Origin of the sequence: Nioella ostreopsis, from assembly GCF_004000255.1 — a bacterium.
Lineage (GTDB): Bacteria > Pseudomonadota > Alphaproteobacteria > Rhodobacterales > Rhodobacteraceae > Nioella > Nioella ostreopsis.
Map to the genome: position 1 here is coordinate 1 of NZ_RCIQ01000012.1, position 25,130 is coordinate 25,130.

Below are 25,130 nucleotides of genomic sequence, written 5' to 3' on the forward strand. Positions count from 1 at the left end.
CTCACTCGATTTGTGCAACAAGGCCCCGAGACGCTAGAATTAGGAGGACAAACCGGAATATTGCAGCAAATTGGCATGGGATGGTGACAACGGCACGAACCGTCGCTTCTTGACCCTGGTGTGTGGATCGGCACAGCAAAGCTGATGCCTTGGAGCCAATGAGGGAGAAGCACGCGGAAATCCATCGGGGCTCGCGGCGACAATGTATTGGGCCGCTCAAAGAAGCCGGATATACGTCAGCAATCGTGATCCTGAACCAAGCCTGCCAAGACTGTTGCAATAAGGCGGGGTCCATATACATCCACACAAGACATTATACGGATTTATTGTCCGCATAAGCGGACACTAAAGCGTCAAAGCTTTCTCCAGATCGTCGTGCTCGAAAGCACTTTCCAGATAGTCGATTTCGCGTGCCGGAGCGCCGACCTGATGCGCAACCTCACGCCATGTGGCTGTCGCTCTTGCCACTTCAGCGACGATCTCCCGGGTGTGTTTGGTGCAGAGGCCGAGTTTGGCATCCCGGCTCATGACATCGTGCTCGATCCTCCGATTATTCCGGTGGGTGCCATGGCGACAGCGGGTCAACAGGTCTCTACCCCGGTTCTCATACTGCGTGACGAACTGTGCGTGAACACCGTCTGCGGCGCAACAAAGAACGACACCCCCTTCCCCGAAGCCACCCAAATGGTCTGTTCTATGGCTGTGTGTGAAAGGCGACGTCGGCGGAGACCGGCATGAGTCAGAAGGGCTTCAGCCGTGGGTGCGCAACTTAGGCGGAAAGGTGCGCGTCATTCTCGGGACCACCGAGCGCATCCCTTCTTTGAATAGGAAAACACCATAGCACTATTGTCAGGAAGGACAGAAGGCAGCCAAATCTGCGCTGCATGAAGACAGCGTCCCAACGTCAGTCAAACCGCCTGCCCCCATCTCAATCCCCTCAGATCCGTTTTGCCGGCGGCAGGGTCAGAAGCGCCCTGCCATAGGCCAGGGCGAACCCGCCGAAGGCCGCAATCCAGGCCGTGCCGGCAACGGCATGCAGGTGCATGGACATATCGGGCCAGACCCCCGCAGCCGTCCGCGCCAGCACAGCAAGCACAAGCGCGGCGTAGATCGCGACCGTCGCTTTGCCCGCGCTTAACGGCTGCCCCGTGTGCCCCAGGGACGCGCGGGTCATGACCGCCAGCGTCATCAGCCCGATGGCTCCCCCCATCCACAGGTGCTGCGCCGCGGCCATGCCAAGGGTTCCTGGCATCAGCAGTTCCGCGCCAAGCGCCAGCGCCCCAAGGGGCAGAAAGGCATAGCCTGCGTGCAGTACCGTCACCAGCGGCTCTGACAAGGTGCGGTGCCCCGCCCATCTTGCGAGGCGCCACAGATGCATCCCGCCTGCCAGCAGCAGCACGGCCCCAGTGGTGCGGGCGAGGGGAAGCGCCACCCAGAGGAGGAGCGCCACAATCAGTATCATCAAAGCCAGCTTGTCGAAGCGCTGCATCGGCGCAGCCGGAAGCCTGCCCGGCCCGCGTTTGACTAGCCAGTTCCGCGTGAAGGACGGGACGATCCGCCCGCCGATCACCGCGATCATCATAAGCCCGGCCCCAAGACCAAGGCGCAGGCCGAAGCCCTGAGCGGCATAAAGGCCCTGCGCGGCTTCCCAGTGGAAAATCCCGTTGCCAAGGGAGAAGACGGCCAGAATCCCCAGAACGATCAGGTTGCGCCAGTTCTGTCCGGCCACGATCTCTCGCAGGATTGCCGCAGCCAGCGTGACGGGGAAGGCCAGGTCGATCAGCGCCACGGCGATGGGCCCCAGTCCAGCCGGAAGCAGCATCGCGACACGCCCGGCCAGCCACAGGGCCGCCAATGCGCCAAGCGGCCAGCCGACAATGGGCAGGCGGCCGGTCCAGTTCGGCACGGCGGTCAGCAGGAACCCCGCAATTACCGCGCCGAGATAGCCGAAGAGGAATTCATGCGCGTGCCAGCTGACCGGATCGAAGGCCGTGGGCGGGGCGATATGGCCCATCAGCATCGGGATCCAGAGCAGCATGGAAAAGGCCGCCCACAGGGCCGCGCCAAGAAAGAACGGGCGGAATCCGTAGGTCAGGATGGAGGGACCGGCCCAGGCCCGCATCTGTTCTGTCGTGGTGGTCATGATGCCTCGCTTCGTTCTGCTGTCATTGGATAATCCCCGGAATCGGCGCGGCGGAGGTCGGGCCGTTTCGGCCCGCTGAACACCGGCCTCGGTGCAGGGCGGAACAGCGCCGCGCCGTGCCGCGCCAGGAAAATGGCCCAGGCTAGGCACCAGAGGGCAGGCGCGGCTGCGTCCCAGTGCGACCCGGCTGGCGTCACGACACGCCAAGCGGCGGCTGCCCACAAGAGCCCAAAGCCAGCCGCGTCGGCAGGCGATGTCCGCAACCGGTCGCCGCGCCGCGCGACCGCACGCGCGGCCACCGCGTAGATCGAACAGGCGATGGCACCAGCCGCAAGCCCGTGCAGGGCGGCGCTTTCCAATAGCAGCGATCCAGGCACCTTGCCAATCGCCAACAGCGCCAGCCCGATGGGCAACCAGGCATATCCCGTGTGCAGCATGAGCAGCAGACCGTCTGTCAGGATCTCCCAGGACAGCCAAAGGCATACCCGCACCGTCTCGAAGGCGGCGGCCAGCAACAGGCAGGCGGCAAGCCAGTCAGGCGCAGCCCGCAGGGTTTCGAGACCAAGCGCGGCGAGGATCGTGACCGATCCCAGCAGGCCGAAAACCCCGGCGATCCGAAAGCGCCGTTTCTGCGCTTCGCTGACAGTCAGGGCGTTCAAGGTAAAGGCCGCAACCATTCGCCCACCCACGACTGACAGAAGGGCTGCGAAGCCAAGAATGGGGACGTGTGGCGGGCTTGCGCCGGTCAGAACCGCAACCTGAGATCCGGTCATTGCCAGCGAGAACAGCGCCAGGGGTGCTGCTCGCATGGTCCGGGAACGCAGCACCGAACGGGCAAGGATCAGCGTCAGGAAGGCCATGAACGACACGCTTGCCGGAGCGGCAAGGCGCAGGTCCGGCCCGAGCGCGCCCGCCGCAGACAGCCGGGCGAGAACCCACAGGACGACGAGGGCGGCAAGCCCGGCAGAGGACAGGCGCGCCCTGCCCGGCCAGCTTGTCATCGCGGTCAGCGCATAGCCTGCAAACAAGGCGGCGGCGACGCCGAAGGCCATTTCATGCGCGTGCCACGCCGAAAGCCCGCCCAGAGGCGAGCGTGCCAGATCGAAACCCGTCTCCGGGGCGACCGCGACGACCGCGACAATCGCCCAGGATCCGCCAGCCAGGAACATCGCGCGGTGCGGGGCCGTCATCGCCGTTCCTTTCAGCGCTACACCGCCGTCGCCGCGGCGATCCGGCGATAGCCCGCGGCACCGTGATAGAACCCGTTGCTCAGGCCCACCTGTCCAACCAGTCCAGCAAGGCGCGCATCGGCGTCATCGGCAGAGGCCTTGCCGTCCAACCTATCGCGGAACACCCGTGCAACGGCGACCATGTCCGCCGCCTGCGGCATCAGCCGCAGATGGGTGACACCATCGGCCACCAGCCGTGCGGTTTCCGGCAGCAGGTCGACATAGCTTTCCGACTGGGTCTGGATGCCGTTGACCCGCAGGATCGGCCGGTCGTCGCGGGTGCGAAGCGGCATCCCGTCGGGATCCGCTTCACAGACGAACTGGCAATTGTCCTTCGTGCGGCCATGGGCGCGGGCGTGGTAGCAGCGCGCCGACACGGCAAGCGAGGCCCGCCCGAACACCTGCACCTCGACGCCGAGCCCCAGGTCGCGGGCCGCCCGCGCGGCCACGGCAATCGCGGGGGCGGGCATTTCGGCGGGCAGGCAGATATGGGTCGCGCTCTGCCCGGCCATCCAGGCGATGGTGGCCTCGTTATAGGCATTCATGAACGGCCCGATCCGATGCGGTCGCTGGCCGCGTGCGAACAGCCCGGCTGCGTTGTTGATCTCGATCTCGGGCGTTTCCATCGCGGCGAGGTCTTCCGTCGCCTTCCGCTCACGCTTGAGCATCACTTCCGCCAGCGAAGACAGGATCACCTTCTTGCCCGCACGCTCCAGGCGGTCGATGATCTCGGGCAGATCCGCCTCCTGGAAGGGCGCTCGCTTGGAGCAGATCACCTCGCCCAGGTAGACCTCGTCCACGGGCGCCTCGTCGGCGATGCGCGCATAGAAGTCGCGCCGCCGTTCGGCGGACCAGTGATAGGCTATGGGCCCGAGCGTCAGTCTGGTCATGTCCATCACCGCCATTTCTTGGTTTCGAACGCGCCCTGCGTCTGTTTCTGCCCCTCGGTCAGGGCGATCAGATCGGCGATATTCGCCTGGCGCCCTGCGCGAATGTCATCCACCGCCGCCCGAAAGGCGCGCACCACGCCGCGCACGTAGCTTTTCGACCGTTGCCGGCCTTCGATCTTGAACGCATGTACGCCCGCCTCGATCAGTTCGGGCAGCAGACGCGAGAGGTTGAGGCTGACCGGTTCCTCGAAGGCATAATAGCCCTCGGGCCGATGCGGCGCCGTGTAGCGGCCCTTGCAGATCGTCGGATAGCCCGCCTTTTCCTCGGGGCTGAAGCGGTCGATGGTAAAGCCCGCCAGTTGCGAGGACATCGAGCCATCGGCATGGCGGGCATATTCGACGTCGGAGGCGGGGGAACAGACCCCGTCCATGTTGGTGGATTGCCCGGTGAGGTAATTGGTCAGGCTGCACCGGCCCTCGACCATCAGGCCATGGTTGCCGAAGATGAAGGTCTCGATCTCGCAGGGGATTTCCGTGCGGATCTGGCGGATCTCGGGGATCGTCAGGATGCGCGGCAGTACCACGCGTTTGACCCCGAAATTCTCGCAATAATAGCGGATGGCCTCGGGGGAGGAAGCGGCAGCCTGCACCGAAAGATGCAGCCGGATGCCGGGGTGGCTACGCGCGATGTAGTCGGCCACGCCCATATCCGCGACGATGAAGGCATCGACCCCGATCCGCGCGCCGGTATCCGCCGCCTGCCGCCACAGATCGACCTTGCCCGCAGGCGGATAGGTGTTGAGCGCCAGCAGCACCTTGGTGCCCTTCGCATGGGCAAAGGCCACCGCATCGCGCAGTTCGTCTGGGGTGAAGTTCAGCCCCGGAAAGTTGCGCGCATTGGTGGCATCCTGAAAGCCGCAATAGACGGCATCGGCCCCCGCATCCACGGCGGTACGCAGCGCCGCTGGCGTGCCTGCAGGGCAGATCAGTTCGGCAAGGCTCATGCGATCTCCTGTCCGGTCGTGGTGCTGGAATAGGCCCGTCGCAACCGGGCAAGGATCGCCCGGCCGGGCGGGCCGAACATCGCTGCCGTTTCCTCGGCCAGCGAGCCGTCCATGTCGTCGAGCGCGTTTCTAAGCCGGACCACGGCCTCGGTATCGCCGCTAACGTCAAGGTCGCGTGAGAAGAAGGCGGCGTCGCCATCTTCCTCGGCATCGACCAGTTCCAGCAGCAGCAGGAACCGCCCCCGGATCGTGGCACCTGCGTGCGGGGCGGCATCGCGCGGCACGGCACGCAAGATCAGCGCCGCAGGGTCAGGGCGCAAATGCAGCGTGAAGGGCAGTTCCACCGGGTCAATGAGGAAATCGGTGGTCTGATGCGGCCCGAGCCGCGCGAAAAGCGAGGGGTGACGCGCCGCCGTCCGGCGCACGATGCGTGACAGCACCGGCTGAAGCGCGAGGCAGGCCAGACGCGCGACCGCGCCTTCCCCGGGTCGCATCCGGGCGGGTGTTACTGTGCTCAGGCTCATGAGATGTCCTTTCGCTCGACCGACAGGCCCGTCTCGGTCACGACCAGGTCAAGGGGGATGTCATGGGGCTGCGGATAGATCGTCGGCAGTCGCGCGGCCCCAAGCGCGATACCGATGGTGAGCGGACGGGGCGACAGCGCCGCCAGCGTCCGGTCGAAATAGCCGCCGCCCCAGCCAAGCCTGAATCCCCCGCGATCCCACCCAAGGCATGGCGCAAGCGCAATATCGGGTGTCAGCGTCTCCGCCTCCGGCGGCGGAACGGGGATCGACCAGTGGCCGCGTTCCAGCCGCGTGCCCGGTGTCCAGCGGCGAAAGACCAGCGGTGCGGCACGGGTTTCGACCGCGGGCAGGGCAATGCGGACACCCTGATCGTGCAGGTCATGCAGAAGCGGGCGCAGATCCGGTTCACACCGGACCGGCCAATAACCGGCGAGCACGGTCCCCCGCAAAGCCCCGCGCAATGCGAGGACAGTTGCAAGATGACCGCAGATGGAACTGCTCGCCTGCGCCCGTTCTGTCTGGCCGAGCCTCTCCCTGAAACTCGCCAGCCGCCGCCGCTCGGCCCCGCGCCAACGCGCCACGTCGCGCGCCTGAGCCGGGTCGACGCCAAGCGGATCGAAATAGGTCGGATCGACATCGCCCGCCATGCAGGGCGGCGAGGCATATCGGCCCTCCTTGCTCATGCGCGGTTCTCGATGCGGGGAAAAAGCACTTCGTTTTCCAGATGTATATGCTCGTCAAGATCCTCGGCCAGCTTGCCGAGCCCCTTGTAAAGCTTCCGCCAGCTGTCACAGGCATAATCCGGCAGACGGAACCCGTGCGTGATCGCAGCGATGCGGTTCAGGGCTGCCTCCTGGCCGTCATGCGCGGCCCGCAGGTGGGAAACAGCCGCGACCGCATGCGCCGCCCCGCCTGTTCGCAGGGCAGGAAACACGATCTCCTCTTCCTCGCGCATATGCGCGTCCAGCTCCGCGATCATCATTTCCAATGCCTGAGTCAGCCCGTGCGGCGTGTTGGGGTCGGTCGCGTGGAGGGCCTCTACCTGTCCGGCAAGCCAGATCAGGTCCGGCAGTTCGCGGCGATGCACCTCGTGATAACGGGTCTGGATATGGTCGATCAGCGCCCCGGTTGGGGCATTTGCAGAGGGTTCGTGCATTCACGCGTCCCCTCTCAGGGTCGTATCATTGGCGACCACGGAGCGGCACCAGGCAAGGATCGCGTCCTCCTTGGGTTGCAGGATTGTCTCCGTGCCCTCGGCGAACCGCTCGAAGGCTGCGCGATGCGTGTCGGACAAGCCGGTCAGCACCGGCACATCCCGCCCGAGCGCCTCTGCGATCACGGCACGAAACCCGCGCCCCTCCGCCTCGCTGAGACCGAATTTGTTGAGGATGACCAGATCCGCCTGATCCGCCCGCACCCGTGCAACCACCATCCCGACGGCTTCTTCAAACGCCCCCGCGTCCATGCGACAAGCGCCGGAGCCAGAGCCAAGATCCTGCGTGATCCGCATCAGCGGCCCGTCGGGCAGCAGCAGGAGATCGCTGTTGCATTGGCCTGATCCGGCGTCGGCAGCGGTCGGACGCAGCGTCCCAAGCAGCCGGATCCCGTCCTGTGTCAGCCGGTCGGCCACGGCAGCCAGAAGTCGGTCCGTCGCCCCTTTGCCCTGACCGGTGATGCCTGCAAGCCGCATGACCGCCTCACACGGGTTCAAAGCGCGGGAACAGCTCGTCTTTCTCCAGCGCGATATGGGTGGCCAGATCGTCAAGAAGCTGCGCGGTGCCTTGGCAAAGCGATCGCCAGGAACCGCAGGCATGGTCTGGTGCCGTCAGGTCATTGGTCAGCGACCGGATCAGGGCGATGTTTCCGGCGTGGTCATCATGGTCGGCCCGCATCACCGCGATGGGATGCGCGATGCCGGGACCGCCCCCTGCGCGCATGGCCGGAAACAGGATCATTTCCTCCTTGGCCATGTGACTCTCCAGCTCCTGCGCCAGTGTTGCGAGAGCGCCGGCCAACCCGACTGGCGCATCGGGATCGTCCGCGTGGACCCGTTCGACCCGGTCCGCAAGCGGTACAAGCGCCGCGAGCTGCCCCCGGTGCGTGTCGTGATAGCGCGTCAGGATGTGGTCGATCAGGGCGCCGGTCTCTTGCGGGGCCTGGGCTTCGCTGTGGTCTTTCATCGCGGGGTCTTTCGCAGGATGGCCGCCCGGTCCTTGTGCGGGGTGAAACGAATTGGTATCAAGAATGCGCATATCACCTGACGAATGCGCATCTCAATTACCAAATCAGGACCGCGACCTTGCGCCTCACCTCTTTCACCGATTATGGCCTGCGCGTGTTGATGCGGATGGCGGGAGAGCCCGAGCGCCCCTTCACGACCGCTGAGCTTGCCGAGGAATTCCGCATCTCTCGAAACCATCTGGCCAAGGTGATTTCTGCCCTCGCCAGTGCCGACTACATTGAAACAAGGCGAGGCGGCGGCGGCGGCGCAACACTGGCCCGACAACCGGAGGAGATCCGTCTGGGGCAGGTGGTGGCCCATCTCGAAACTGGCCAGCCACTGGTGGAATGTTTCTCTCCGGGCGGCGCGGTCTGCACCCTGACACCGCAGTGTCGCCTGAAAGCGAAACTCGCCCATGCCGAAGCCGCCTTTCTGGCCGATCTCGACAGCAGCACATTGGCCGATTGCGTCTATCGCCCGAACAGCGCCTGACTGCCGCAAATCACCTATCGCAACAGTCGCGGGCGTCCTGTACCGGCGGGCAGGTGACATCCCCATAAGAGCAGAACACGCAGCAGTCGCCATCTAAAGGGCGCAGTCTAGTCCCGCAGGACGTGCATGTGTGGAAGAAAAGACAAGCATCCTCGGGCATGTCTTCGGTTGACCGGTGGCCGCATCGGGGGCAGGTCAAGGTTGATTGCAGAACAGGCCCGCTTGCCATGATCGCTACCCCGCGATGTCCGCCGGGTAGCCCGCATTGGCCGAGGCCGCCGCGATGGCCCCTGCGCTGGTCGCGGCGGCGTCGAAGACCACCGTGGCTGTGCGCGCCTCGAAGTCGATTTCAACCGCACGCACGCCTTCGACTCCCTCCATCGCGCGCCTGACGGTGATCGGACACAGCGCGCAGGTCATGTTGTCCACGGTGAAGGTCACGGTCTGCTCGACGGCGACGGTCTGCGCGGCGCCAGGAATGGCGGTCAACGGGACGATAGCCGTCAGGCCAAGCAGGGCAAGTGCAAGAATCTTCTTCATCAGGGTGTCCTTTCGGGGTCAGTAGAGAAGCGGGGTCCACCAAACGATGGTGAGCGCGGCGACGACGAGGATCAGGGAGGCCCAGAGTGCAGTCTTGGTGATCCATGCAGTTTCGGGCCGTGCACAGTAGGAATCGGGCGCACACGCCACAGGTTTTCGGAAGTATACCTGCCAGAATCCGGACCCGATGAAGCCGAGCGCGATCACGGCGAAGATCGGTTTGTAAGGTTCCAGCGCGGTCAGGTTGCCGATCCACGCCCCCGAGACGCCGAGGGTCAACAGCACCAGCGGCCCAATGCAGCAGGCCGAGGCGAGAAAGGCACCGAGCACCCCACCTGCCGCCAGCCACCCTTTTCGGGCCGGTCGATCCCCGCCAGCACTGTCCATTCTATCGTCTGTCACCGCCATGTCGCGCACCTCTCGCTTATGATTGACGATGAGCGTAGCGTCTGTAGTAACTACAGGCTCAAGAGGAAACCTGCCCATGACCGATCACGAGCACGAGAGCGGCGTCACACGCGGAATGCTGGCCCGGGTGACTGGCTGTAACATCGAAACCATCCGCTACTACGAGAAGACCGGCCTGCTGCCCAACCCGCCCCGCACTGACGCCGGCTACCGCATCTATTTCCCCGCGCACTTCACGCGCCTTCGCTTCATCCTGCGCGCCCGCGAACTGGGGTTTTCGATGGAGGACATTCGCGGGCTGATCGGGCTCGACGACGGCACTGCGCCGACTTGCGCCGAGGTCAAGCGGCGGACAGAGCGCCACCTCACCGATATACGCGCGAGGATCGCGGATCTCCGGCGGATAGAGAGGGTTCTGGGTAAAACTGCCGAAAAATGTACCGGCGCTGCGGTGCCAGACTGCCCGGTGCTTCAGTCGCTTTCCGATCGGGCCGTTTGACCACGGACCTGACGCGCCACCAGCGCGATGATCCCCCAGACCGCGCAGCGCAACGCCATGGCAAAGACCGTGCGCATTTCGTAGGCGCCGCCCCTGGCCACATGCAGACCAAAGCCGCCGAACACCAGCAGCGTCGCCGCACAGATCGCAAGCGACAGGGGGAAGGCCCATGGCCGTGCCTGCCAAAGCCCAAGACCCGCGACGACATAGGCGATGCCGGCAAGCGTGTTGAACCACAGCACGACGGGAACAACGGCCCCCATGTCGAGCAGGCCAAGAAGGGTCGTGGAACCGGAAAACACGGTCAGGACGCCGAAAACGACGGCAATGCCGCCAGCAATCCGTGGAACTCTGCGTGGCCTAGTCATGCGGTGTATCCCTTGTCAGGCGCATCAGCGCCATCTGCACGTCAAACAGGCGCAATCCTTCCTGCACGAGCGAAAAGCGCCGTGCGCCGAGGGTCCAGCGGATCGCCACCCCCTGCACCAGGGACGTCAGCATAATGGCCGCGTCCGCCGCACCGATGTCGCTTCGCATTCCGCACGCGGCCTGGCTGTCGCGGATCGCCTCAACAAGTCGGGCCTGAAACGCGCCCAATGTCCCCTGAACCACCTCGCGCAGCGCCGGGTTGTCGACTTGCAACTCGCGCGAGAACAGGATCGAGGGCAGGGCGGGCAAGCTTTCAATGACCCCCAATTGCGCCCGGATCAGCGCCTTCAGGCGCGCGTCCGGATCGCTGGCCCCCGCCTCTGCAAGCGCCCAATTCTTTTGCAGCCGGTCCAGTACTTCCTCGGCAACGGCCTGCCAAAGCGCGCCCTTGGTGGGGAAGTGGCGGAAGATCGCGGGCTGGCTGATGCCCACGGCGCGCGCGACATCCGTGGTGCTCAGCCGGTCCGGTCCGATCTCATCGGCCAGGCGCAGCGTCTGGGCCACGATCTGTGCCTTCCGCTCTTCCGCGCTTCGACGTCCCGCCATCCGGCACCCCTTGTGAGTTATAGATCACTAACTTATACTGCCGGCAATCGCAATCCGGAATCGCGACCGCCCGTCAGAAAGGATCCACGCCATGCGACTGGCCCCGCTTCTCGCTCTGCCGCCCATTGCGCTCGGGATCGCGGCGGCGGTGTGGATGATCACATCCGCCCCCGGCCCCGCGCAGGTCGAGGGCGCAGCACCCGCCCTGCCTGTCCGCGTCATGACGGTCGCGGCGGAAGACATCCGTCCCACCGTCACCGCCTGGGGCAATCTGCGCGCGGCCGAGACCTGGATCGCCGTGGCCGAAGTGCAAGGCGAGGTGATCTGGCGTCACCCCGACCTGGAACCGGGTCGTCTGATCCCGGCAGGGACTGAGGTTCTGCGCATCGACCCTGCCGATTACGAACTGGCGCTGGCTCAGGCCGAGGCCGATCTGGCAGCTTTTGCCGCTGAAAGCGCGCAGCTGACTGCCGAGGTCGCCAACACGACCCGCATCCTGGAACTGGAACGCGAGCGGCTGGTGCTGGCCGAGGTCGATCTAGCGCGTGTCCGCGCGCTGACCGAGCAGGGCACCCTGCCGCAATCCCGCGCGGACGAGGCTGAACGCGCCACGCTTCTGGCCCGCCGCACGGTGGCGGAACTGGAAAACTCCCTGGCGCTGATCCCGGCCCGCGAGGCCAGGATCGCGGCCCAGATCGCGCGCAGCGAGGCCGCAATTGCGCGCGCCGAGCGGTCGCTTGAGAACACCACGCTGACGACGCCGTTCGACCTGCGCGTGACCGAGGTCAGCGCCGAGCGCTTTCAGACCGTTGCGCCAGGACAGGTGGTGATCCGGGCCGATGGAATCGCGGCGGCCGAGGTCGTGGCGCATCTGGCGATTGACAGCTTCCGCAGCCTTTTGGGCGACGCGCCCGATAGCATCACCCTGGCCGACATGATGCATGACGGCCCTGCCGGGTGGATCGAGGTGACGCTCAGCCCGCTGTCGGACCCGGCGCAGGTCTGGCCCGCCCGCGTCATGCGGATCGAGGGCGCGCTTGATGCCCGCGCGCGGACCGTGCCGGTCGTGGTCATGGTCGATGACCCCTACGAGGGCGCGGACCCGCCCCGACGCCTGCCGCTGGTCCCCAATATGCAGGTCGGTCTGACCTTTCAGGGCGCACCCCTGACGGGCGTCATCGCCATCCCAGAGGCCGCCCTGCATGGCGGACAGCTGCGCGTGGTCGGCACGGACGATCTGCTGGAATTGCGCCCGGTCGTCATGGCCTTCGCTCAAGGGGGGCGCGTTGTCATCGCGGAAGGTCTGTCCCCCGGTGACCGCGTGGTGATCGACGACATCGCCCCGGCCATTCCCGGCATGGCCCTGACCCCGGTCGAGGCCCCGGAATGATCCGCTGGTTCACCGGGCACCCGACGGCGGCGAACCTGCTGTTGCTGCTGTTCCTTGCCGCCGGGCTCTTTGCCGCCCCTGGGCTGTTGCGCGAAACCTTCCCCGATTTCCGTGCGGTGGAGGCCGAGATCACCGTGCCCTATCGCGGGGCCGCCGCCGAGGATGTGGAAACAGCGATCTGCGCGCCGCTGTGGGACGGGGTGCAGGGCGTCGAGGGGCTGGAAACCTTCACCTGCACCGCGCAACCAGGCCGGGCGCGTGCCGTGGCGACCATGGCGCCGGGCAATGACGCGCTGCGCTTCGTCAATTCGCTGCGCACCGAAGTGTCGGCGATTGACGCCTTTCCGGACCGCGCCGATCCGGCCATCGTGCGCGAATTGCACCGTTCCGACCCGGTCACATCCGTTGCCATTTCGGGCGACCTGCCCCTGGGAGAGCTCGATCTCTATGCCGATGACCTGTCCGACCGCCTGGCCGCCCTGCCGGGCGTCACCAGAGTGACCCGCAGCGGGCTTGGCACCCGGACGCTGTCCATCACCGCGACGCGGGCCGTGCTCGACAGTCACGGCCTGACCCCGACCGCGCTGGCTGCCGCAATTTCTGCCCAGAATATCGACCTGCCTGCCGGAACGCTGGAAGGCCCCGGCGCGGACCTGACGCTGCGCTTTACCGCCGAGCGTGACACCGCCACCGCCCTCGCTGCGATCCCCGTGCTTGTCCTGCCAAACGGCGCGACCCTGACGCTCGGCGATGTGGCGATGATCGAGGAACGGTTCGAGCCGCCCCAGGATCGCGCCTTTGTCGATGGCAGGCCCGCTATCGTGATCGACGTGGCCAAGGCGCTCGATGCCGACGCGCTGCGCGTGCTCGACGGGGTCGTGGCGCTGGTGGCCGAGGAAACCGCCCGCCTGCCGGACACGATCAGGATCGAGGTTGTTCAGGACGTGACATCCATCATCCGCGACCGGCTGTTGATGCTTGTGCAGAACGGCATGATCGGCCTGGTGCTGGTGGTGGCGGTCATGAGCCTGTTCTTCCGCCCCGGCTTTGCGATCTGGGCCGCAATGGGCCTGCCCGTGGCCTTTGCCGGTGCGTTCGTGTGGATGGCGCTGACCGGGCTCAGCCTGAACATGATGACGCTGGTGGCGCTTTTAATGGCAATCGGGATCGTGATGGACGATTCCATCGTGATCGCGGATTCCATCGCGGTACACGCCGCCAAAGGAACGACCATCGATACCGTGGCCGCGGGCGTCGCGGCGGTTGCACCGGGCGTGACTTCGTCCTTCCTGACGACGCTGGCGGTCTTCCTGCCCCTGGCGTTCCTGGCGGGCGAGTTGGGGGCGGTGCTGGAAGTGCTGCCGGTCGTGTTGCTGGCGGCGCTCGCGGCCTCGCTGGTCGAGGCCTTCCTGATCCTGCCGCACCATCTGAAGGGCGGGATGACGCAGAGCGCGCCCTCGCGCTTTCGCCGCCGTTTTGACGCCGGGTTCGATCTGTTGCGCGAAAAGGGCGTGGGGCGCCTTGCCGATGCCGTGATCCGCTGGCGCTGGTTGGTCGCGGGGCTGGCCATCGGGGCCCTGATCCTGACCGCTGGCGCATTGGGTGGTGGCGTGGTCGAGCGCGAGGCGATGCCCGAGATTGACGGCGACGTTCTGGAAGCGCGGCTGATGCTGCCCGCTGGCACACCCCTGTCGCGCACGATCGAGGCGGTTGACCAGGTCGAGGCGGCGCTTGACCGCGTGACCGCGCGTTTGAGCCCCGCTCAGCCCGAGGCGCAGCCCCTTGTGATCCGCCGCATCACCCGCCTGGGCCGCAACCTGTCGGCGGGCGAGACCGGCGCGCATGTCGCCACCGTTGCGGTCGACCTGTTGGGGGCCGAAACCCGCACCAGCACCCTTGACGAGATCGTCAGCCTCTGGCGCGAGGAAATCGGAGTGTTGCCCGGCGTCAGCTCTCTGATCCTGACCGAACCGGGGATCGGCCCGCAGGGCACTGCCGTGGAACTGCGGCTGAGCCATCCCGACCTTGCGACGCTGGAGGCGGCGGGGCGTGCCACGCTGGCCGAACTGGATTCCTATGCCGGCGTTCGCAACGCGATGCTCGACCTGCGCCCTGGCGCGCCCGAACTGCGGCTGAGCCTGTCGCCGGGGGCCGAAGCACTCGGGCTGACAGCAGGAGAGGTGGCAGGGCAGTTGCGGGCGGCTTTCCTGGGGACACAGCTTGCCGAGATCCGGCGCGGCGATCTGGCCTTTGATCTGGAGGTGCGGCTTGCAGACAATGATCGTGCCACCCGCGCCGACCTAAACGCCTTCGAGATTGCGCTGCCGGAGGGCGGCACGGTGCCGCTTGCCACGATTGCCACGATCACCGAAGCGCGCGGTTGGGGCAGCATCACCCGGCGGAACGGATTGCGCACCGTGACCGTCTCGGCCGATGTCGATGGACGTGTCGGCAATGCCGATGCGATCACCGCGCAGCTGGCCGAGGGCTTCCTGACCGATCTGGTTGCCGACACCCCGCGCCTTGGGGTCGAGATCGGCGGTCAGGCCGCGAATTCGGCGGAAACCGTCGGCTCGATCCTGCGGGGCTTTCTGATCGGGCTGGTCGGTGTCTATGTCGTGCTCAGCTTTCAGTTCCGCAACTATGTCGAGCCGCTGATCGTGATGATCACTATACCGCTGGCCTTTCTGGGCGTGATCTGGGGCCATGTGCTGATGGGCTACAACATCTCGATGCCCTCGCTGGTAGGTGCGGTGTCGCTGGCCGGGATCGTGGTGAACAACGCGATCCTTCTGGTCGGTGTGATCAATGCGCGCCGGGCGGATGGGCTGTCCGCCGCAAACGCCGCCGGAGAGGCCGTGCGCGCCCGGTTCCGGCCGATCTTCGTGTCGGTTTCGACCACCATCATGGGCATGGCGCCGATGTTGCTTGAAACGTCGACCCAGGCGCAAACGCTGAAACCGCTGGTGATTTCGGTCGTCTTCGGGCTGCTGGCCGCGACGGTGCTGATCCTGCTGGTGCTGCCCGCATTCTATGCGGTGCTGGAGGATATGCGTCCGCGTGATCGGTCAGCATGATGCGGTCTATGCCGGTAAGTTCTTCGTATCCCATCGTCGGAATGCCAGGCTCATTTCCTTCGTGCATGTAGGCAGAGCAACCGGAGCCAATGAGAAAAGACAGGTTCTTGGAGCCGAAAACCTCTGCCAGATGCCACCTGATAATATCAGCCCGGTCATCAAATCCTGCTTCAGGTGGAAGTTTCGCACTCTCTCCTTTGCTTCCTTATCTGAAACTAATCAATGTTCTACCTCAAATCTCTTGTTGATCGCTACATTGCCGCACTTCATCCTCTCATTCACCCCGTTCGGGAAACAGCCCCGGCATCCACCGACCTGCATATTTGGCAGGGAACGCTAGTTTGAGCGGCGCGCGGGTCGATGTTGAGGACAGGGCACCCGTTTCAAGTAGCGCAGACGTCACCCGCCGCGCAGTGCGATCGCTCGTGCCAAGGATGGCTTCGACCTCCCTGCGCTCGATCTGCCCCTGATAGAGCATGGCTTTCAGTACAGTATCGGATTTTGGAGGCAGCGCTCCGGCGCGGATTTCCTCTTCAGCCCAAATAAGGATGCGGTCACGCAGCCGATCAGGTCGCATGAGGCTTTCCATGAACTCCACCTGGTCGATACTGGTGCGCAGGAAGAAGCCTGCGAAGGAGGCAAGTGCGGCTTCGCTGAGCGTACCGCGACCGTCGCGATCTCCACGTCGGGGACCGTCGCAGGCAGCAAGGTGCTCTTTGTAGGAGACCTCTTGTCGTGCAAGCCCGCGCGCCACAGACCAGAGGCCGCGCGTGTCGAGCGTTCTTTGCAGCATGGCGTAAGACATGAGGCGGGCAACACGCCCGTTCCCGTCGAGGAACGGGTGCACCCAGAGAAGCCGGTGATGGGCGCAAGCCGCAGCAAGGATGGGTTCGATCCTGCCAGGCAGGCTGTAAGCCTTGTGCATGCGTTCGAGAAAACGTGGCACTGCGCCAGGGCTGATGGCAATGTGTCGCCCGACTTCAACATAGCGCGTCCGAAGCTCGCCAGGCACAACCGGAATTTTTTCGCCCGTCTTTGGGTTCTCGACAAAGAGAAGCTCAGGCGGCAGCAGCTCGCAGAAGCGGCGATGCAGCTCGATAATCGACGCGGGCGCGGTTGGTTGCTCCGCCATACCGTCTCCGTCGATCCATTTCTGGACTGCAACATGCGCCTTGGCTTCGAGCTGAAGGTTTCGCCTCGATGGATCAGCGCTGTAGTCGCCGTGCATCGCGCGTTCGATGTCGATGGGATGGGTGTCGTGCCCTTCGATGAGGTTACTGTAGTAGCAGTTCATCGCCCGCACGAGATCTGCCAACGCTTCCGAGACGGAAGAAGGCAACCCGCTCCGAAACGCCGCAGACTTTTCTGCCAGCTCGAGCGCGAGATCGTTTAGACTTGCGCGCGCGGGAGCACCTTCAGAAACCATGAGAGGCTCGAAAAGTCCTACCGTTTCTCCATCATCCGGGGTCGTCACTTGTCCTGCTTTCTGGCCGCTATTTTGGCCATGAATCAACTCTTCTAAAACTACACACTATCATGAGGTTGCCGACCCATAAAGTGGCGTAGTGACCGAGATCTTGGCCGGTTAATTGGCCGCAACTCTTCCGCAGTCCGCTGCCAGGTTCGAGAATATGATGAGCGACGAAGGCAAGACTTGCACGCAATCATCGATCAAATCTCCTTGCTATCATTAATGTTGTTTCGTATCGCTGCACCATTATAGATGGAGTCGGCATCATGAAGCACGTGATCCACAGCGTGGCAACAGCCACGGTACTAAGCATATCCGGACTAATGGCCTCGTCAGGTCCGGCTCAGGCCTATCAGGTGGACTGTGCAATCCTCCTCTGCCTTGCGGGCGGCTGGCCTGCCTCCGCGCCCTGCGCGCATGCCAGAGCGGTCTTCATTCGGCGGATCACGCCATGGCCGATCGAGCCGCCCTTACAAATCTGGCGGTGTCCGATGGGTGTGTCGTTCAACGGTCCCAGTCCGATGTCGCCTATGGAACGCCTTTATGACATCACGTTCAGCGATCCGCCCGAACCGCAGGAATCGACTCCGATCCCCCTTGTCCGCGTCCAAGCGGATGAGCAAGCCGACATCGACATCTCGGGCGACGCCTTTGATTTCGTGCGCAGCATTCGCGTCTATCACATCCAGTACCGCCAGCACGAAAACCGAGATGGCGACTGCAATCGCAGCGACTCCACGCGGTTGGGGTCCTACGGCGTGCAGGGCGATTACCGATGGACAAGGTCCAACGTGGGCCAAGTGCCGGCCGCATCCGGCCTGAGCATCCCGAATGGATGCGGCAGCTACTTCTACCGTTCCGTCTTCGTCGACTGGCGCGATCACGCCGGGAACTATGGCTCTGAAGAGGTTCGCTACTGACAAAACCAGCCCGCGGTTTCGCCGCGCGCTTCCTCACAACCCCGCACGGGAAGCTGTGCAAAACCCCCGAAAAGAAGACGACGCCAGACCGTGAAGCCTGACGCCGTGCAAGAGAACTCCGTGAACAAGAGCTTCCTAGCGCACGGCTAAAACACCTGCAACCAGCAAAGTTGTTTTGCTGGCAATAATGTTGTTGTTTCGCGACATGGCGTCGGATCTCCAAGGAGACCTCGACCATGGAACCTACGACCGGCCTGATCCTGCGACGGATCACGCAGACAAATCTCTCTGTTGCAGCGCACAAGCTTGCCACCCTCATCCTCGATGCCCTCGCCTGGAAGGATGGCTACAACGGGTTGTCGCGCGGAACGGCAGCCTTCACCCTCTCGGCCCTTGCAGAGAAGATGGGTGTCTCACGACAGTATCTTACGGTTCTTCTGAGCGAACTTGAGACGTCAGAGTTGCAGCTCGAGCGGGCGAAGCCGAATGGCAAGTTCGCGCCCTGGATCTTTCGGTTTTCAGCCTTCGACGAGGAGAGTGAAACCCATGATCTCGTGTCAGGTGAAGGCGACACATCACTATCTAGAGATAATAATAACAAAACTATCTTCTCAGGACTGATCGAAATCACCGCGAGTTCGAACGTTTTTCAGACCAGTTGGGCGGAGCTCATCAAAGCAGCGAAGGCCACGCTGCCCTGCTGGAACGTCGACACCCAGATCATCTGGGATCGCTTCCTCGCCTTCAATCGGTCCCGAGGCAACGGTAGGGTGCCGGCCGGCTTCCTGCTTGGCTTCATGCGCCGATGGCGAAAATCGCCGGGAACCCCGTCTCGTTCCGATGTGAAACCATCGCAGAAACGGATAACGGACCCGAAAGAGCGCGAATTGCTGAGACAGATGCAAGCTGCGCCCACTGCGAACCGCCAGTTCCACGCGTCCGACCTGTGTCGTTTGATTGGGCACGTTGCCTACGAAGCGCGGGTCCTCGATGTGATCCGCAAGTTTGGGTGCCAGAGGTTTTCAGCGACGTTGGCTGTGCACGGACGAGCGGTGTTGGCAGGGGAAATTTCCAGATGATCCGCGGGCGGCAGTGCGCGTTAGGATCAAGGAAACCTCAATGCGCTTGCGGAACCCGCATGTAGGCAAATTCGGGCCTGAGCTATAAAATGTGGTTGGGACTGCGTGAACAGCTTGCGGGCGGTTCCTGGGGGGCTTTCTGAGTTGGTTCTGAAAGGCTGGTTCAAGTATCCAACTGTTCCGTCATTTCTAACTCGAGCCGTGCAGTTTCCTGACTCAGTCGCCATCGTCTAAGCGCCCTTATATCGCAAACGCCATGTGCAAAGCTCGCCACAAATGGACCGCTCAACCTGCCTGACAAATACAGTCTCTAGTGGGATGATGTTTACGCGCTGCCACACAAGCGCTCATTCCAGCTTATTGCGGCGGCAAGTCTCTGCATGATCATCAAATCGGGTAAACACCCTGAAAGCACGCCCGACATGCGCTGTGCGCAAGAGGGGCCACCGGGTTCGGAAATGCTCCGATCCTCCAAAACGGGAAAAACTTCTCTCTTCGCTCAGCACGTGCCATCGACGTTTGACCGTTGAGCGTGGAAGATTGGCAATTATGCAAAAATACTTCGCCATTGAGATGTCCGCCGTCCATTTCGTGCGAAACACATTCATCTTCAGCCTGCTCGCCATGGTGCCTCCGCTACTGGCCTTCGTTGCGTTGACACCGGGATTTAGTGCCATGTTGGTTGGCGGTGGACCTCCGCTCGACAGGTTCATGCGGCAGGTCATTACCAACGGTCTGCCGGTTGTCTTTGCCGTAAACTACGTGAGTTTCTTCCTGTATGCGTGGATCGTCTCGAAGCCGGACCAGCGCTACGGGATCAAGCTTGTGCTCCTCGTGGATATGCCGGTCCGCGTTGTCGGCTTCATCGCATTGCATGCCGTGATCTATGTTGTGTCGGCCGACTGGTTCGATTCCTTTGGAGGAAGCCGCGCGACCGCGCTTCGGGTCGTGGCGCCGACTTTGGCGCGTTCGGTCCTTTTCGAGAACATCTCCGGCGTCTATCTCTATGCCACGCTGGTGAGCGCTCTCCCGCTTTATGTCACCGCGCTCGAGAGTTCAGACAGACTTGGCGGGTTGGCGCGGAGAGTTGCCGGCCGATCGGGATATGTACTTGTCGCGGTGGTGATGTTCGGGTTTTCCGTCCTGGCGTTGACCGCATTGGCCGCCTTGATTCGCGCGCTCCAGGCATGAATTGGAGCCCTGTCGTGACCTTGCAGGCTGTCGTTGCCGGGACGTTGTCCTTTCCGGTCCGGCCTCTGCCGGTCTGCTGTCGCGCCGGCAAATATCAGTGGTCATGCGTGGCCTGCCGGGGTGCCAGCCACCGCGACAGGTAGATCCGTTCGAATATGAAGACAGCGGCGATGCCGCCAATGGCATAGAGCACGATGAGCGGATCGCTCTGAAGTTTCATCGCCGTGAAAGCCACCAGCACCACGGCATCGAACGCCAGTGCCGCAAGCAGCACCAAGCCAGAGGCACCGATCTCCTTTCGCCGGTAGCGGAACACGCCCCAGTGCACGGCCATGTCCATGACCAGGTAGAAAAAGGCACCGAGCGAAGCGATCCGACCAAGGTCGAAGAACACTGCCAGCAGGGACGCGATGACAACGGTGTAGACCAGCGTATGCCGCTGGATCGGGCCGGACATTCCGAAATGCCGATGCGGAATCATCTTCATTTCCGTCAACATCGCCAGCATCCGCGACACGGCGAACACGCTGGCGAGCACGCCGGAGGCCGTTGCCACCGCCGCCAGGATCACGGTCAGAAAGAAGCCGGTTTGCCCCAGGGCGGGTTCAGCGGCCTCGGCGAGCGAATAATCCCGTGCGGCGACGATCTCGTCGATGGTCAGGCTCGAGCCGACACCGAAGGCAACAAGCAGATAGACTGCCACGCAGATCCCGATGGAAAGCACGATGGCCCGACCCACATTGCGGTGCGGTTCGGTGATTTCGGATCCGCTGTTGGTAATGGTGGTGAAGCCCTTGAAAGCCAGGATCGCGAACGCCACGGATGCAATGAAGCTGATCACGCCGTAGTCCTGCACGGTCTCGGACGCGGCCGCGAACTGAAAGCCGCTGGACCAGATCGCGGCGATTCCGAACAATCCGATGCCGCCGATCTTGATCGCCGCCATGATCAGCGAGAAAACCCCGACCGACCGGTTGCCGGCGATGTTCACGAGGAAAGCGAAGACGATGACGCCCACGGCGAGGATCGGCACCAGCGGCCCGACCTCGATGTCAAAGGCACGCAGGACGTAGGTTGCGAACGTCCGTGCCACGAGGCTTTCGGCAATCACCATGCTCAAAGCCATCAGCAGGGCGGCTCCTGCCGCAACCGCGCCGGGGCCATAGCATTTTTGCAGGATCATCGCGATCCCGCCCGAGGATGGCCATTTGTTCGACATCCGGATGTAGCTGTAGGCGCTGAAGCCGGTCACCATTGCGCCCGCGATGAAGGCCAGCGGAAAGAGCGGTCCGGCAAGTTGAGCGATCTGCCCAGTCAGCGCAAAGATGCCCGCGCCTATCATCACGCCCGTTCCCATCGCGACAGCACCGCCCAGGGTGATCGAGCCTTCGCGGAAGGTGTCGCTTCTATCCTTGTCCTGCATCCTCAGCTGCCTCTCCGGTTTCGTTTTTGTCCAACAGTGGCAAGGTATGCCACCTGAAATCACAATGATCGTGGCCCCCGGCAATGGTCTTTGGACGCACCAATTGCCCACCCCATTTTCCGGCCACCGGGAAATCGAGTGCGCACCATGTTGCTGTGCACAGCGACGAGGCCTCATGGGCCGCGAAGAACTCGGCCACCGGGCATTTCGTGCAGTCGAAGGCGACGACGTTGCCACCCGCCTCGATGTCGCGCCAGCCATAGGCCGGTGGTCCAAAGGGGAAACGGCGAAACAGGCCCGTTGCGATGCGCATTCGCTTGGTAGGATCGGTGGTGATGGCGCGGGCGATCTCGAACGGCGGATCGGCCATCCGATCGTAGATGTCCCATCCGATCGCATGGATGATCTCATGGCTCTGCGCCTCTGACCGCCCTCGCGCGACCAGCGTTCGGTGCAGCGCAAGCGTCAGGGCGGCAAGATGCGTTGTCAGGATAGCGCCAGCGTTCGGCTCCAGCGGAAGGTCGCGTTCAAGCCCTTCATAGCCCGCCCAGCTGTCCGAGAGGATCGAGTCGGTCTCCTTTCCCAGATGCCGCAGGGCGACGTGACTAAAAAGCTTCGTCAGCGCGGCACGGCCAATTCCCTCGCCGGATGGGATGACAGCCTCAAGGATTCCACTCCCCATTTTGCGGCTTGCGGAATCGTCCCAGGTCTCGTCAATCGCCTCGGCGGGCGGCAGGGCGCCTGTAAGCAGTAGCTCGGGAAGCACCTGCGCAAGGCGCCCCAAGGGGTCACTGGATGCCAGACGCGCGGCGACCTCGCGCGCGATGAACGGGCGCGACAAATCGTCGAACCGTGCGTCGGGCGCCAGCACGAACAGCAGCGCCTCCGCAGTGGTCAGCGCCTTGGCATGGAGCATGAGGGAGGCAGGGAATACGAAACCGGCGCGGTAGCCTGCGCGCATCATTGCAAGATAGGTTCGCGCAAGACTGGCCTCGCGCGACGGGGCCGCGTAGAATTTTGCCGCAAGCCCCTCGAATTTTTGCCGGAACAGCGCGTGATCGGCGCCAGGAAGGGCTTCGGTCTGCGCGCTGAAATGGTGATAGGCGCGCCGGGTCTGCCGCTGTGCCACGGCCATCCAGTACAGCACGAAGCGGTCGCGCTGCGCTGCGTTCAGCTCACCATACATGCCGAAATCGAGCAGTGTCACCGTGCCGTCGGCATGAAAGACGATATTGCCGGGATGCAGGTCTGCGTGAAACAGCCCGTCCGACACGAACATTTTCAGCAGCATCGACACAAGCGCCTCGACCAGTGCGGACCGGGTTTGTTCGGGAAGGGCGGCCGAGACCTCGGACAGGCGCAGGCCATCGACCCAATCCATGGTCAGCACGCGGGCTGTCACATGGTCGGGATAGGGTCTTGGAATTCGGATGCGGTCCTGCCCGGCGAGGTTCCCGCGAAACCGGTCCATGACAGCCGCCTCGGCGCGAAAATCGAGTTCGGCCAGCGAGTAGCGCCGAAACTCCGAGAGGAACGCCGACAAATTCGTGCGCCGAAGACGGCGCGGCAGCACCAGTCGCGCGATCCTCAGCCCAAGGTCGAGCGCGTCGAGATCGCGGTGGAACAGCGGCTCCAGCCCTGATCGCTGCACCTTGACCGCGACCGCCGTGCCATCCGCCAGGCTTGCCTTGTGTACCTGGGCCAGGGACGCGGCGGCGGCGGGTTCGGCCTCGAAGCTGGCAAAGGCGGTTTCAAGCGGCGTTGCCAGCTCATCCTCGACGATGCGCCGCACCGTGGCGAAATCCACATGGGGCGCACGCTCCTGCAATTCCGCAAGCCGCGCGACATAGCTTTCGGGCAGAATATCGGGGCGGGTGCTGAGGATCTGGCCAAGCTTGACGAAAACCGGCCCCAGTGCGAGCAGGTTTTGCGCGAACCGATCCGGTGCACCAGTGTCGCCGCTGGCCGGATCATATCGCCGGAGCGTCCAGACATCTTTCGCCAGGCCGACAGCAATCCGGGCCAACCGCAAGACGTTCCTGGTGCGGTTCACGGTTTTCCTCCAATTCGCCCGGTCGACCAGGTCTCGACTGCCATGCCCGGCAGGAGGAGGCGGAGATCGTTCAGCGCCCCGGCAAATGTCAGGTGATCGACGATGGACGACAGGCCGGGCATCGGCCTGTCCGCCGCCGACAATGCGCGGATCGTGGCGAGGATCATCGCCGCCGTCACTTCGGCCTGATCGCCGGCAGAAACATGACGCGAGGCAACGACGCTGCCGTCCGGATCCCGCACCTCGACAACGATCCGGGTGCGCGCCTGACCCAGTTCCGGCAGCCGCCTCAAGGCCCGCGTCACGCCGCGTTTGCGCCGCGACAGCACCGGACCGAGACCGAGCCGTAAGAGCAGTCCAACAGCGCGCGTCACGAAAGGCGGATCGATCGCCAGGAAGGTACGGACAAGGGCAGGGGGGCCGCTGCCCGAACCATCCGCGAAACCATCCACTGCAAGGCCGATCCCAAGCGCTGGACGCGCCCGACAGCCCCGCCCGAAAGCAAACGAGCGACGGAGGGCTCCGGGCGCAACAAAGGCGTTTCCGGAACCGGACAGCCGATATGGGAAGCTGAGGGAACCGATCGACCATTCCGTCGCGGCTTGTCCATAGTGGCGCCCCATGCCGAGTTCCAATCCGATGTCGACCTTTTCAGCCTCTGTATCGCGCAGGAGTTCGGCTGCCATCAAGGTGCTGAGGCCGGGCGCGGCCCCGACGCAGAGGATTGCGGTGCCCGTACCTCCAGCGACCAGAACCTCCCGTCGCAGCGCCTTCAGGTAATCCGGTGACGCCGAGGTCTCGAGGAAACTCCCGCCGTTGCGGACAACTTCGGCCGCGACCGATGGGGGCGTAGCTTCGGTCAGGTTTACCACCGTCGCGCCAGGCGGCAGCTTTCCAGCGGCGTCCTTCCCGGCGATATCAAGCCGCAGCGCCTCAACACGATCACCTGACACAACACCGCTGCGCGAAATCAGCAGTATGCGGGCTGCCGTATGGTCGACCAGCAACCGGACCAGTCGCCCGCCGACATCGCCCGTGCCACCGATCAGCACGACGGTTCCTTGCACCGGCGGCGGGTCGGGGCGTCTTGCCATCATTCTATCCCGTTGGCGCGTTGCAATTCGCGGATGTAGCTGACGATCAATACAACCATTTCTTCCGTGACCCCTTCCACAGCAGGCATATCGCCGAAATTCCAATGATGCGACTGCACGCCTGCCATCGCTGCCCGCAGGAACGCCCCATCCGTGTGATGACCAGGTTCGTAAATAGGATGGATCAGCGGCGGACCGTTGCCGGTCCCGCCAGCTCCGTTTTCACCATGACACGATGCGCAGTTTTGCTCGAACGCGATCTGGCCAAAATATGAAGGCGCGCTCAGGGTCTCCGGCACGATGATGGTATCTGGATCGGGTGCGGGCGCTCCGGCGGCGTCGCCATGCATTTGGGTGTTGACTCTTGGTCGGTCGGCTTCCTCCTCATCGGACTGGGCCAATGGGCCAGTTGCCAATCCGAATGCGAACAGGGAGGCAATCGCCATCGCCTTTCGGGTCATTGTCGCGGGGTTTCCGTTCTTCTTGGTTCTTGTCATACCTCTGTCC

Annotated in this window: 27 protein-coding genes and 1 pseudogene; 8 read left to right on the forward strand and 20 right to left on the reverse strand. The window is 63.8% G+C overall.

The window, feature by feature from the left end; all coding sequences use genetic code 11:
* Positions 1-345 precede the first annotated feature (345 nt).
* Complete coding sequence (locus EP237_RS13045; protein ID WP_206052293.1) at positions 346-528, reverse strand: hypothetical protein; 183 nt, start codon at positions 526-528, stop codon at positions 346-348.
* On the opposite strand from EP237_RS13045, the pseudogene EP237_RS23500 reads away from it, so the two are divergent.
* Positions 505-651, forward strand: a pseudogene (locus EP237_RS23500) (methyltetrahydrofolate cobalamin methyltransferase); the annotation flags it as partial. The gene EP237_RS13045 and the pseudogene EP237_RS23500 overlap by 24 nt on opposite strands.
* A 286-nt stretch (positions 652-937) precedes the next feature.
* Here EP237_RS23500 and EP237_RS13055 read toward each other — a convergent pair.
* The 9 genes from EP237_RS13055 to EP237_RS13095 are packed head-to-tail and all read right to left on the reverse strand — an operon-like array spanning position 938 to position 7,970.
* Positions 938-2,143 (reverse strand): NnrS family protein, encoded by a 1,206-nt coding sequence (locus tag EP237_RS13055; RefSeq protein WP_127561347.1) that lies wholly within the window; start codon positions 2,141-2,143, stop codon positions 938-940.
* Positions 2,140-3,333: an NnrS family protein gene (locus tag EP237_RS13060; RefSeq protein WP_127561348.1), complete on the reverse strand. Its 1,194-nt coding sequence runs from the start codon at positions 3,331-3,333 to the stop codon at positions 2,140-2,142. The genes EP237_RS13055 and EP237_RS13060 overlap by 4 nt, the downstream gene beginning before the upstream one ends.
* Positions 3,334-3,350: 17 nt before the next feature.
* The gene (gene ubiV / locus EP237_RS13065; RefSeq protein WP_240661625.1) at positions 3,351-4,262 is read right to left on the reverse strand and encodes a ubiquinone anaerobic biosynthesis protein UbiV; all 912 of its coding nucleotides are present in this window, start codon (positions 4,260-4,262) and stop codon (positions 3,351-3,353) included.
* A gap of 5 nt (positions 4,263-4,267) precedes the next feature.
* Positions 4,268-5,266 (reverse strand): ubiquinone anaerobic biosynthesis protein UbiU, encoded by a 999-nt coding sequence (gene ubiU, locus EP237_RS13070; protein ID WP_127561350.1) that lies wholly within the window; start codon positions 5,264-5,266, stop codon positions 4,268-4,270.
* Positions 5,263-5,790: a ubiquinone anaerobic biosynthesis accessory factor UbiT gene (gene ubiT, locus EP237_RS13075; RefSeq protein ID WP_127561351.1), complete on the reverse strand. Its 528-nt coding sequence runs from the start codon at positions 5,788-5,790 to the stop codon at positions 5,263-5,265. Before ubiT ends, ubiU begins: the two co-directional genes overlap by 4 nt.
* Positions 5,787-6,473: a 5-formyltetrahydrofolate cyclo-ligase gene (locus EP237_RS13080; protein ID WP_240661626.1), complete on the reverse strand. Its 687-nt coding sequence runs from the start codon at positions 6,471-6,473 to the stop codon at positions 5,787-5,789. The genes ubiT and EP237_RS13080 overlap by 4 nt, the downstream gene beginning before the upstream one ends.
* On the reverse strand, positions 6,470-6,946 hold the full coding sequence (locus tag EP237_RS13085) for a hemerythrin domain-containing protein (protein ID WP_127561352.1): 477 nt from the start codon (positions 6,944-6,946) through the stop codon (positions 6,470-6,472). The genes EP237_RS13080 and EP237_RS13085 overlap by 4 nt, the downstream gene beginning before the upstream one ends.
* Positions 6,947-7,480, reverse strand: coding sequence for a DUF2478 domain-containing protein (locus EP237_RS13090; RefSeq protein ID WP_127561353.1), 534 nt, complete (start codon positions 7,478-7,480; stop codon positions 6,947-6,949).
* A gap of 7 nt (positions 7,481-7,487) precedes the next feature.
* The gene (locus EP237_RS13095) at positions 7,488-7,970 is read right to left on the reverse strand and encodes a hemerythrin domain-containing protein (protein ID WP_240661627.1); all 483 of its coding nucleotides are present in this window, start codon (positions 7,968-7,970) and stop codon (positions 7,488-7,490) included.
* 119 nt (positions 7,971-8,089) lie between these two features.
* Here EP237_RS13095 and EP237_RS13100 point away from each other — a divergent pair, with 119 nt between their 5' ends.
* A complete protein-coding gene (locus tag EP237_RS13100) occupies positions 8,090-8,503 on the forward strand; it encodes an Rrf2 family transcriptional regulator (protein WP_127561355.1) in 414 nt (137 codons plus the stop codon).
* A 10-nt stretch (positions 8,504-8,513) separates the two neighbouring features.
* Here the strand turns inward: EP237_RS13100 and EP237_RS23505 are convergent, their stop codons facing one another.
* Genes EP237_RS23505 through EP237_RS13115 form a run of 3 tightly spaced genes read right to left on the reverse strand, consistent with a single transcriptional unit; the run spans position 8,514 to position 9,451 of the window.
* Positions 8,514-8,732 carry a GDCCVxC domain-containing (seleno)protein gene (locus EP237_RS23505; protein WP_127561356.1) on the reverse strand — a complete coding sequence of 73 codons (219 nt, stop codon included), beginning with the start codon at positions 8,730-8,732 and terminating at the stop codon, positions 8,514-8,516.
* Between the two features lie 5 nt (positions 8,733-8,737).
* Entirely contained in the window at positions 8,738-9,043 is a 306-nt protein-coding gene (locus EP237_RS13110) for a cation transporter (protein WP_127561357.1), read from the reverse strand.
* Between the two features lie 18 nt (positions 9,044-9,061).
* Positions 9,062-9,451: a mercuric transporter MerT family protein gene (locus tag EP237_RS13115; protein ID WP_127561358.1), complete on the reverse strand. Its 390-nt coding sequence runs from the start codon at positions 9,449-9,451 to the stop codon at positions 9,062-9,064.
* A gap of 76 nt (positions 9,452-9,527) precedes the next feature.
* Here EP237_RS13115 and EP237_RS13120 point away from each other — a divergent pair, with 76 nt between their 5' ends.
* Positions 9,528-9,950, forward strand: a complete 423-nt coding sequence (locus tag EP237_RS13120) for a MerR family transcriptional regulator (RefSeq protein WP_127561359.1) — start codon at positions 9,528-9,530, stop codon at positions 9,948-9,950.
* Here EP237_RS13120 and EP237_RS13125 read toward each other — a convergent pair.
* Both EP237_RS13125 and EP237_RS13130 read right to left on the reverse strand, forming a co-directional pair.
* Positions 9,923-10,318 (reverse strand): hypothetical protein, encoded by a 396-nt coding sequence (locus EP237_RS13125; RefSeq protein WP_127561360.1) that lies wholly within the window; start codon positions 10,316-10,318, stop codon positions 9,923-9,925. The genes EP237_RS13120 and EP237_RS13125 overlap by 28 nt on opposite strands.
* A complete protein-coding gene (locus EP237_RS13130) occupies positions 10,311-10,925 on the reverse strand; it encodes a TetR/AcrR family transcriptional regulator (RefSeq protein WP_127561361.1) in 615 nt (204 codons plus the stop codon). The genes EP237_RS13125 and EP237_RS13130 overlap by 8 nt, the downstream gene beginning before the upstream one ends.
* 91 nt (positions 10,926-11,016) lie before the next feature.
* Here EP237_RS13130 and EP237_RS13135 point away from each other — a divergent pair, with 91 nt between their 5' ends.
* A complete protein-coding gene (locus EP237_RS13135; RefSeq protein ID WP_127561362.1) occupies positions 11,017-12,315 on the forward strand; it encodes an efflux RND transporter periplasmic adaptor subunit in 1,299 nt (432 codons plus the stop codon).
* Positions 12,312-15,392: an efflux RND transporter permease subunit gene (locus EP237_RS13140; RefSeq protein ID WP_127561363.1), complete on the forward strand. Its 3,081-nt coding sequence runs from the start codon at positions 12,312-12,314 to the stop codon at positions 15,390-15,392. The genes EP237_RS13135 and EP237_RS13140 overlap by 4 nt, the downstream gene beginning before the upstream one ends.
* A 274-nt stretch (positions 15,393-15,666) precedes the next feature.
* Here the strand turns inward: EP237_RS13140 and EP237_RS13145 are convergent, their stop codons facing one another.
* Positions 15,667-16,818, reverse strand: coding sequence for a Fic family protein (locus EP237_RS13145; RefSeq protein WP_164744704.1), 1,152 nt, complete (start codon positions 16,816-16,818; stop codon positions 15,667-15,669).
* A gap of 368 nt (positions 16,819-17,186) precedes the next feature.
* Between EP237_RS13145 and EP237_RS13150 the strand changes: the two genes are divergently transcribed.
* The 3 genes from EP237_RS13150 to EP237_RS13160 all read left to right on the forward strand — a co-directional run bounded on the left by EP237_RS13150 (position 17,187) and on the right by EP237_RS13160 (position 20,053).
* The gene (locus tag EP237_RS13150) at positions 17,187-17,783 is read left to right on the forward strand and encodes a hypothetical protein (protein ID WP_416937168.1); all 597 of its coding nucleotides are present in this window, start codon (positions 17,187-17,189) and stop codon (positions 17,781-17,783) included.
* 236 nt (positions 17,784-18,019) lie between these two features.
* Positions 18,020-18,862, forward strand: coding sequence for a hypothetical protein (locus EP237_RS13155; protein ID WP_127561365.1), 843 nt, complete (start codon positions 18,020-18,022; stop codon positions 18,860-18,862).
* A gap of 549 nt (positions 18,863-19,411) precedes the next feature.
* Entirely contained in the window at positions 19,412-20,053 is a 642-nt protein-coding gene (locus EP237_RS13160; protein WP_127561366.1) for a hypothetical protein, read from the forward strand.
* 94 nt (positions 20,054-20,147) lie between these two features.
* Here EP237_RS13160 and EP237_RS13165 read toward each other — a convergent pair whose 3' ends face one another.
* The 4 genes from EP237_RS13165 to EP237_RS13175 are packed head-to-tail and all read right to left on the reverse strand — an operon-like array spanning position 20,148 to position 25,120.
* The gene (locus EP237_RS13165; protein ID WP_127561367.1) at positions 20,148-21,476 is read right to left on the reverse strand and encodes an APC family permease; all 1,329 of its coding nucleotides are present in this window, start codon (positions 21,474-21,476) and stop codon (positions 20,148-20,150) included.
* Positions 21,460-23,529: an AarF/UbiB family protein gene (locus EP237_RS13170; protein ID WP_164744705.1), complete on the reverse strand. Its 2,070-nt coding sequence runs from the start codon at positions 23,527-23,529 to the stop codon at positions 21,460-21,462. Before EP237_RS13170 ends, EP237_RS13165 begins: the two co-directional genes overlap by 17 nt.
* Entirely contained in the window at positions 23,526-24,623 is a 1,098-nt protein-coding gene (locus EP237_RS23135; protein ID WP_164744706.1) for a KR domain-containing protein, read from the reverse strand. The genes EP237_RS13170 and EP237_RS23135 overlap by 4 nt, the downstream gene beginning before the upstream one ends.
* Complete coding sequence (locus tag EP237_RS13175; protein ID WP_240661629.1) at positions 24,623-25,120, reverse strand: c-type cytochrome; 498 nt, start codon at positions 25,118-25,120, stop codon at positions 24,623-24,625. Before EP237_RS13175 ends, EP237_RS23135 begins: the two co-directional genes overlap by 1 nt.
* Positions 25,121-25,130 lie beyond the last annotated feature (10 nt).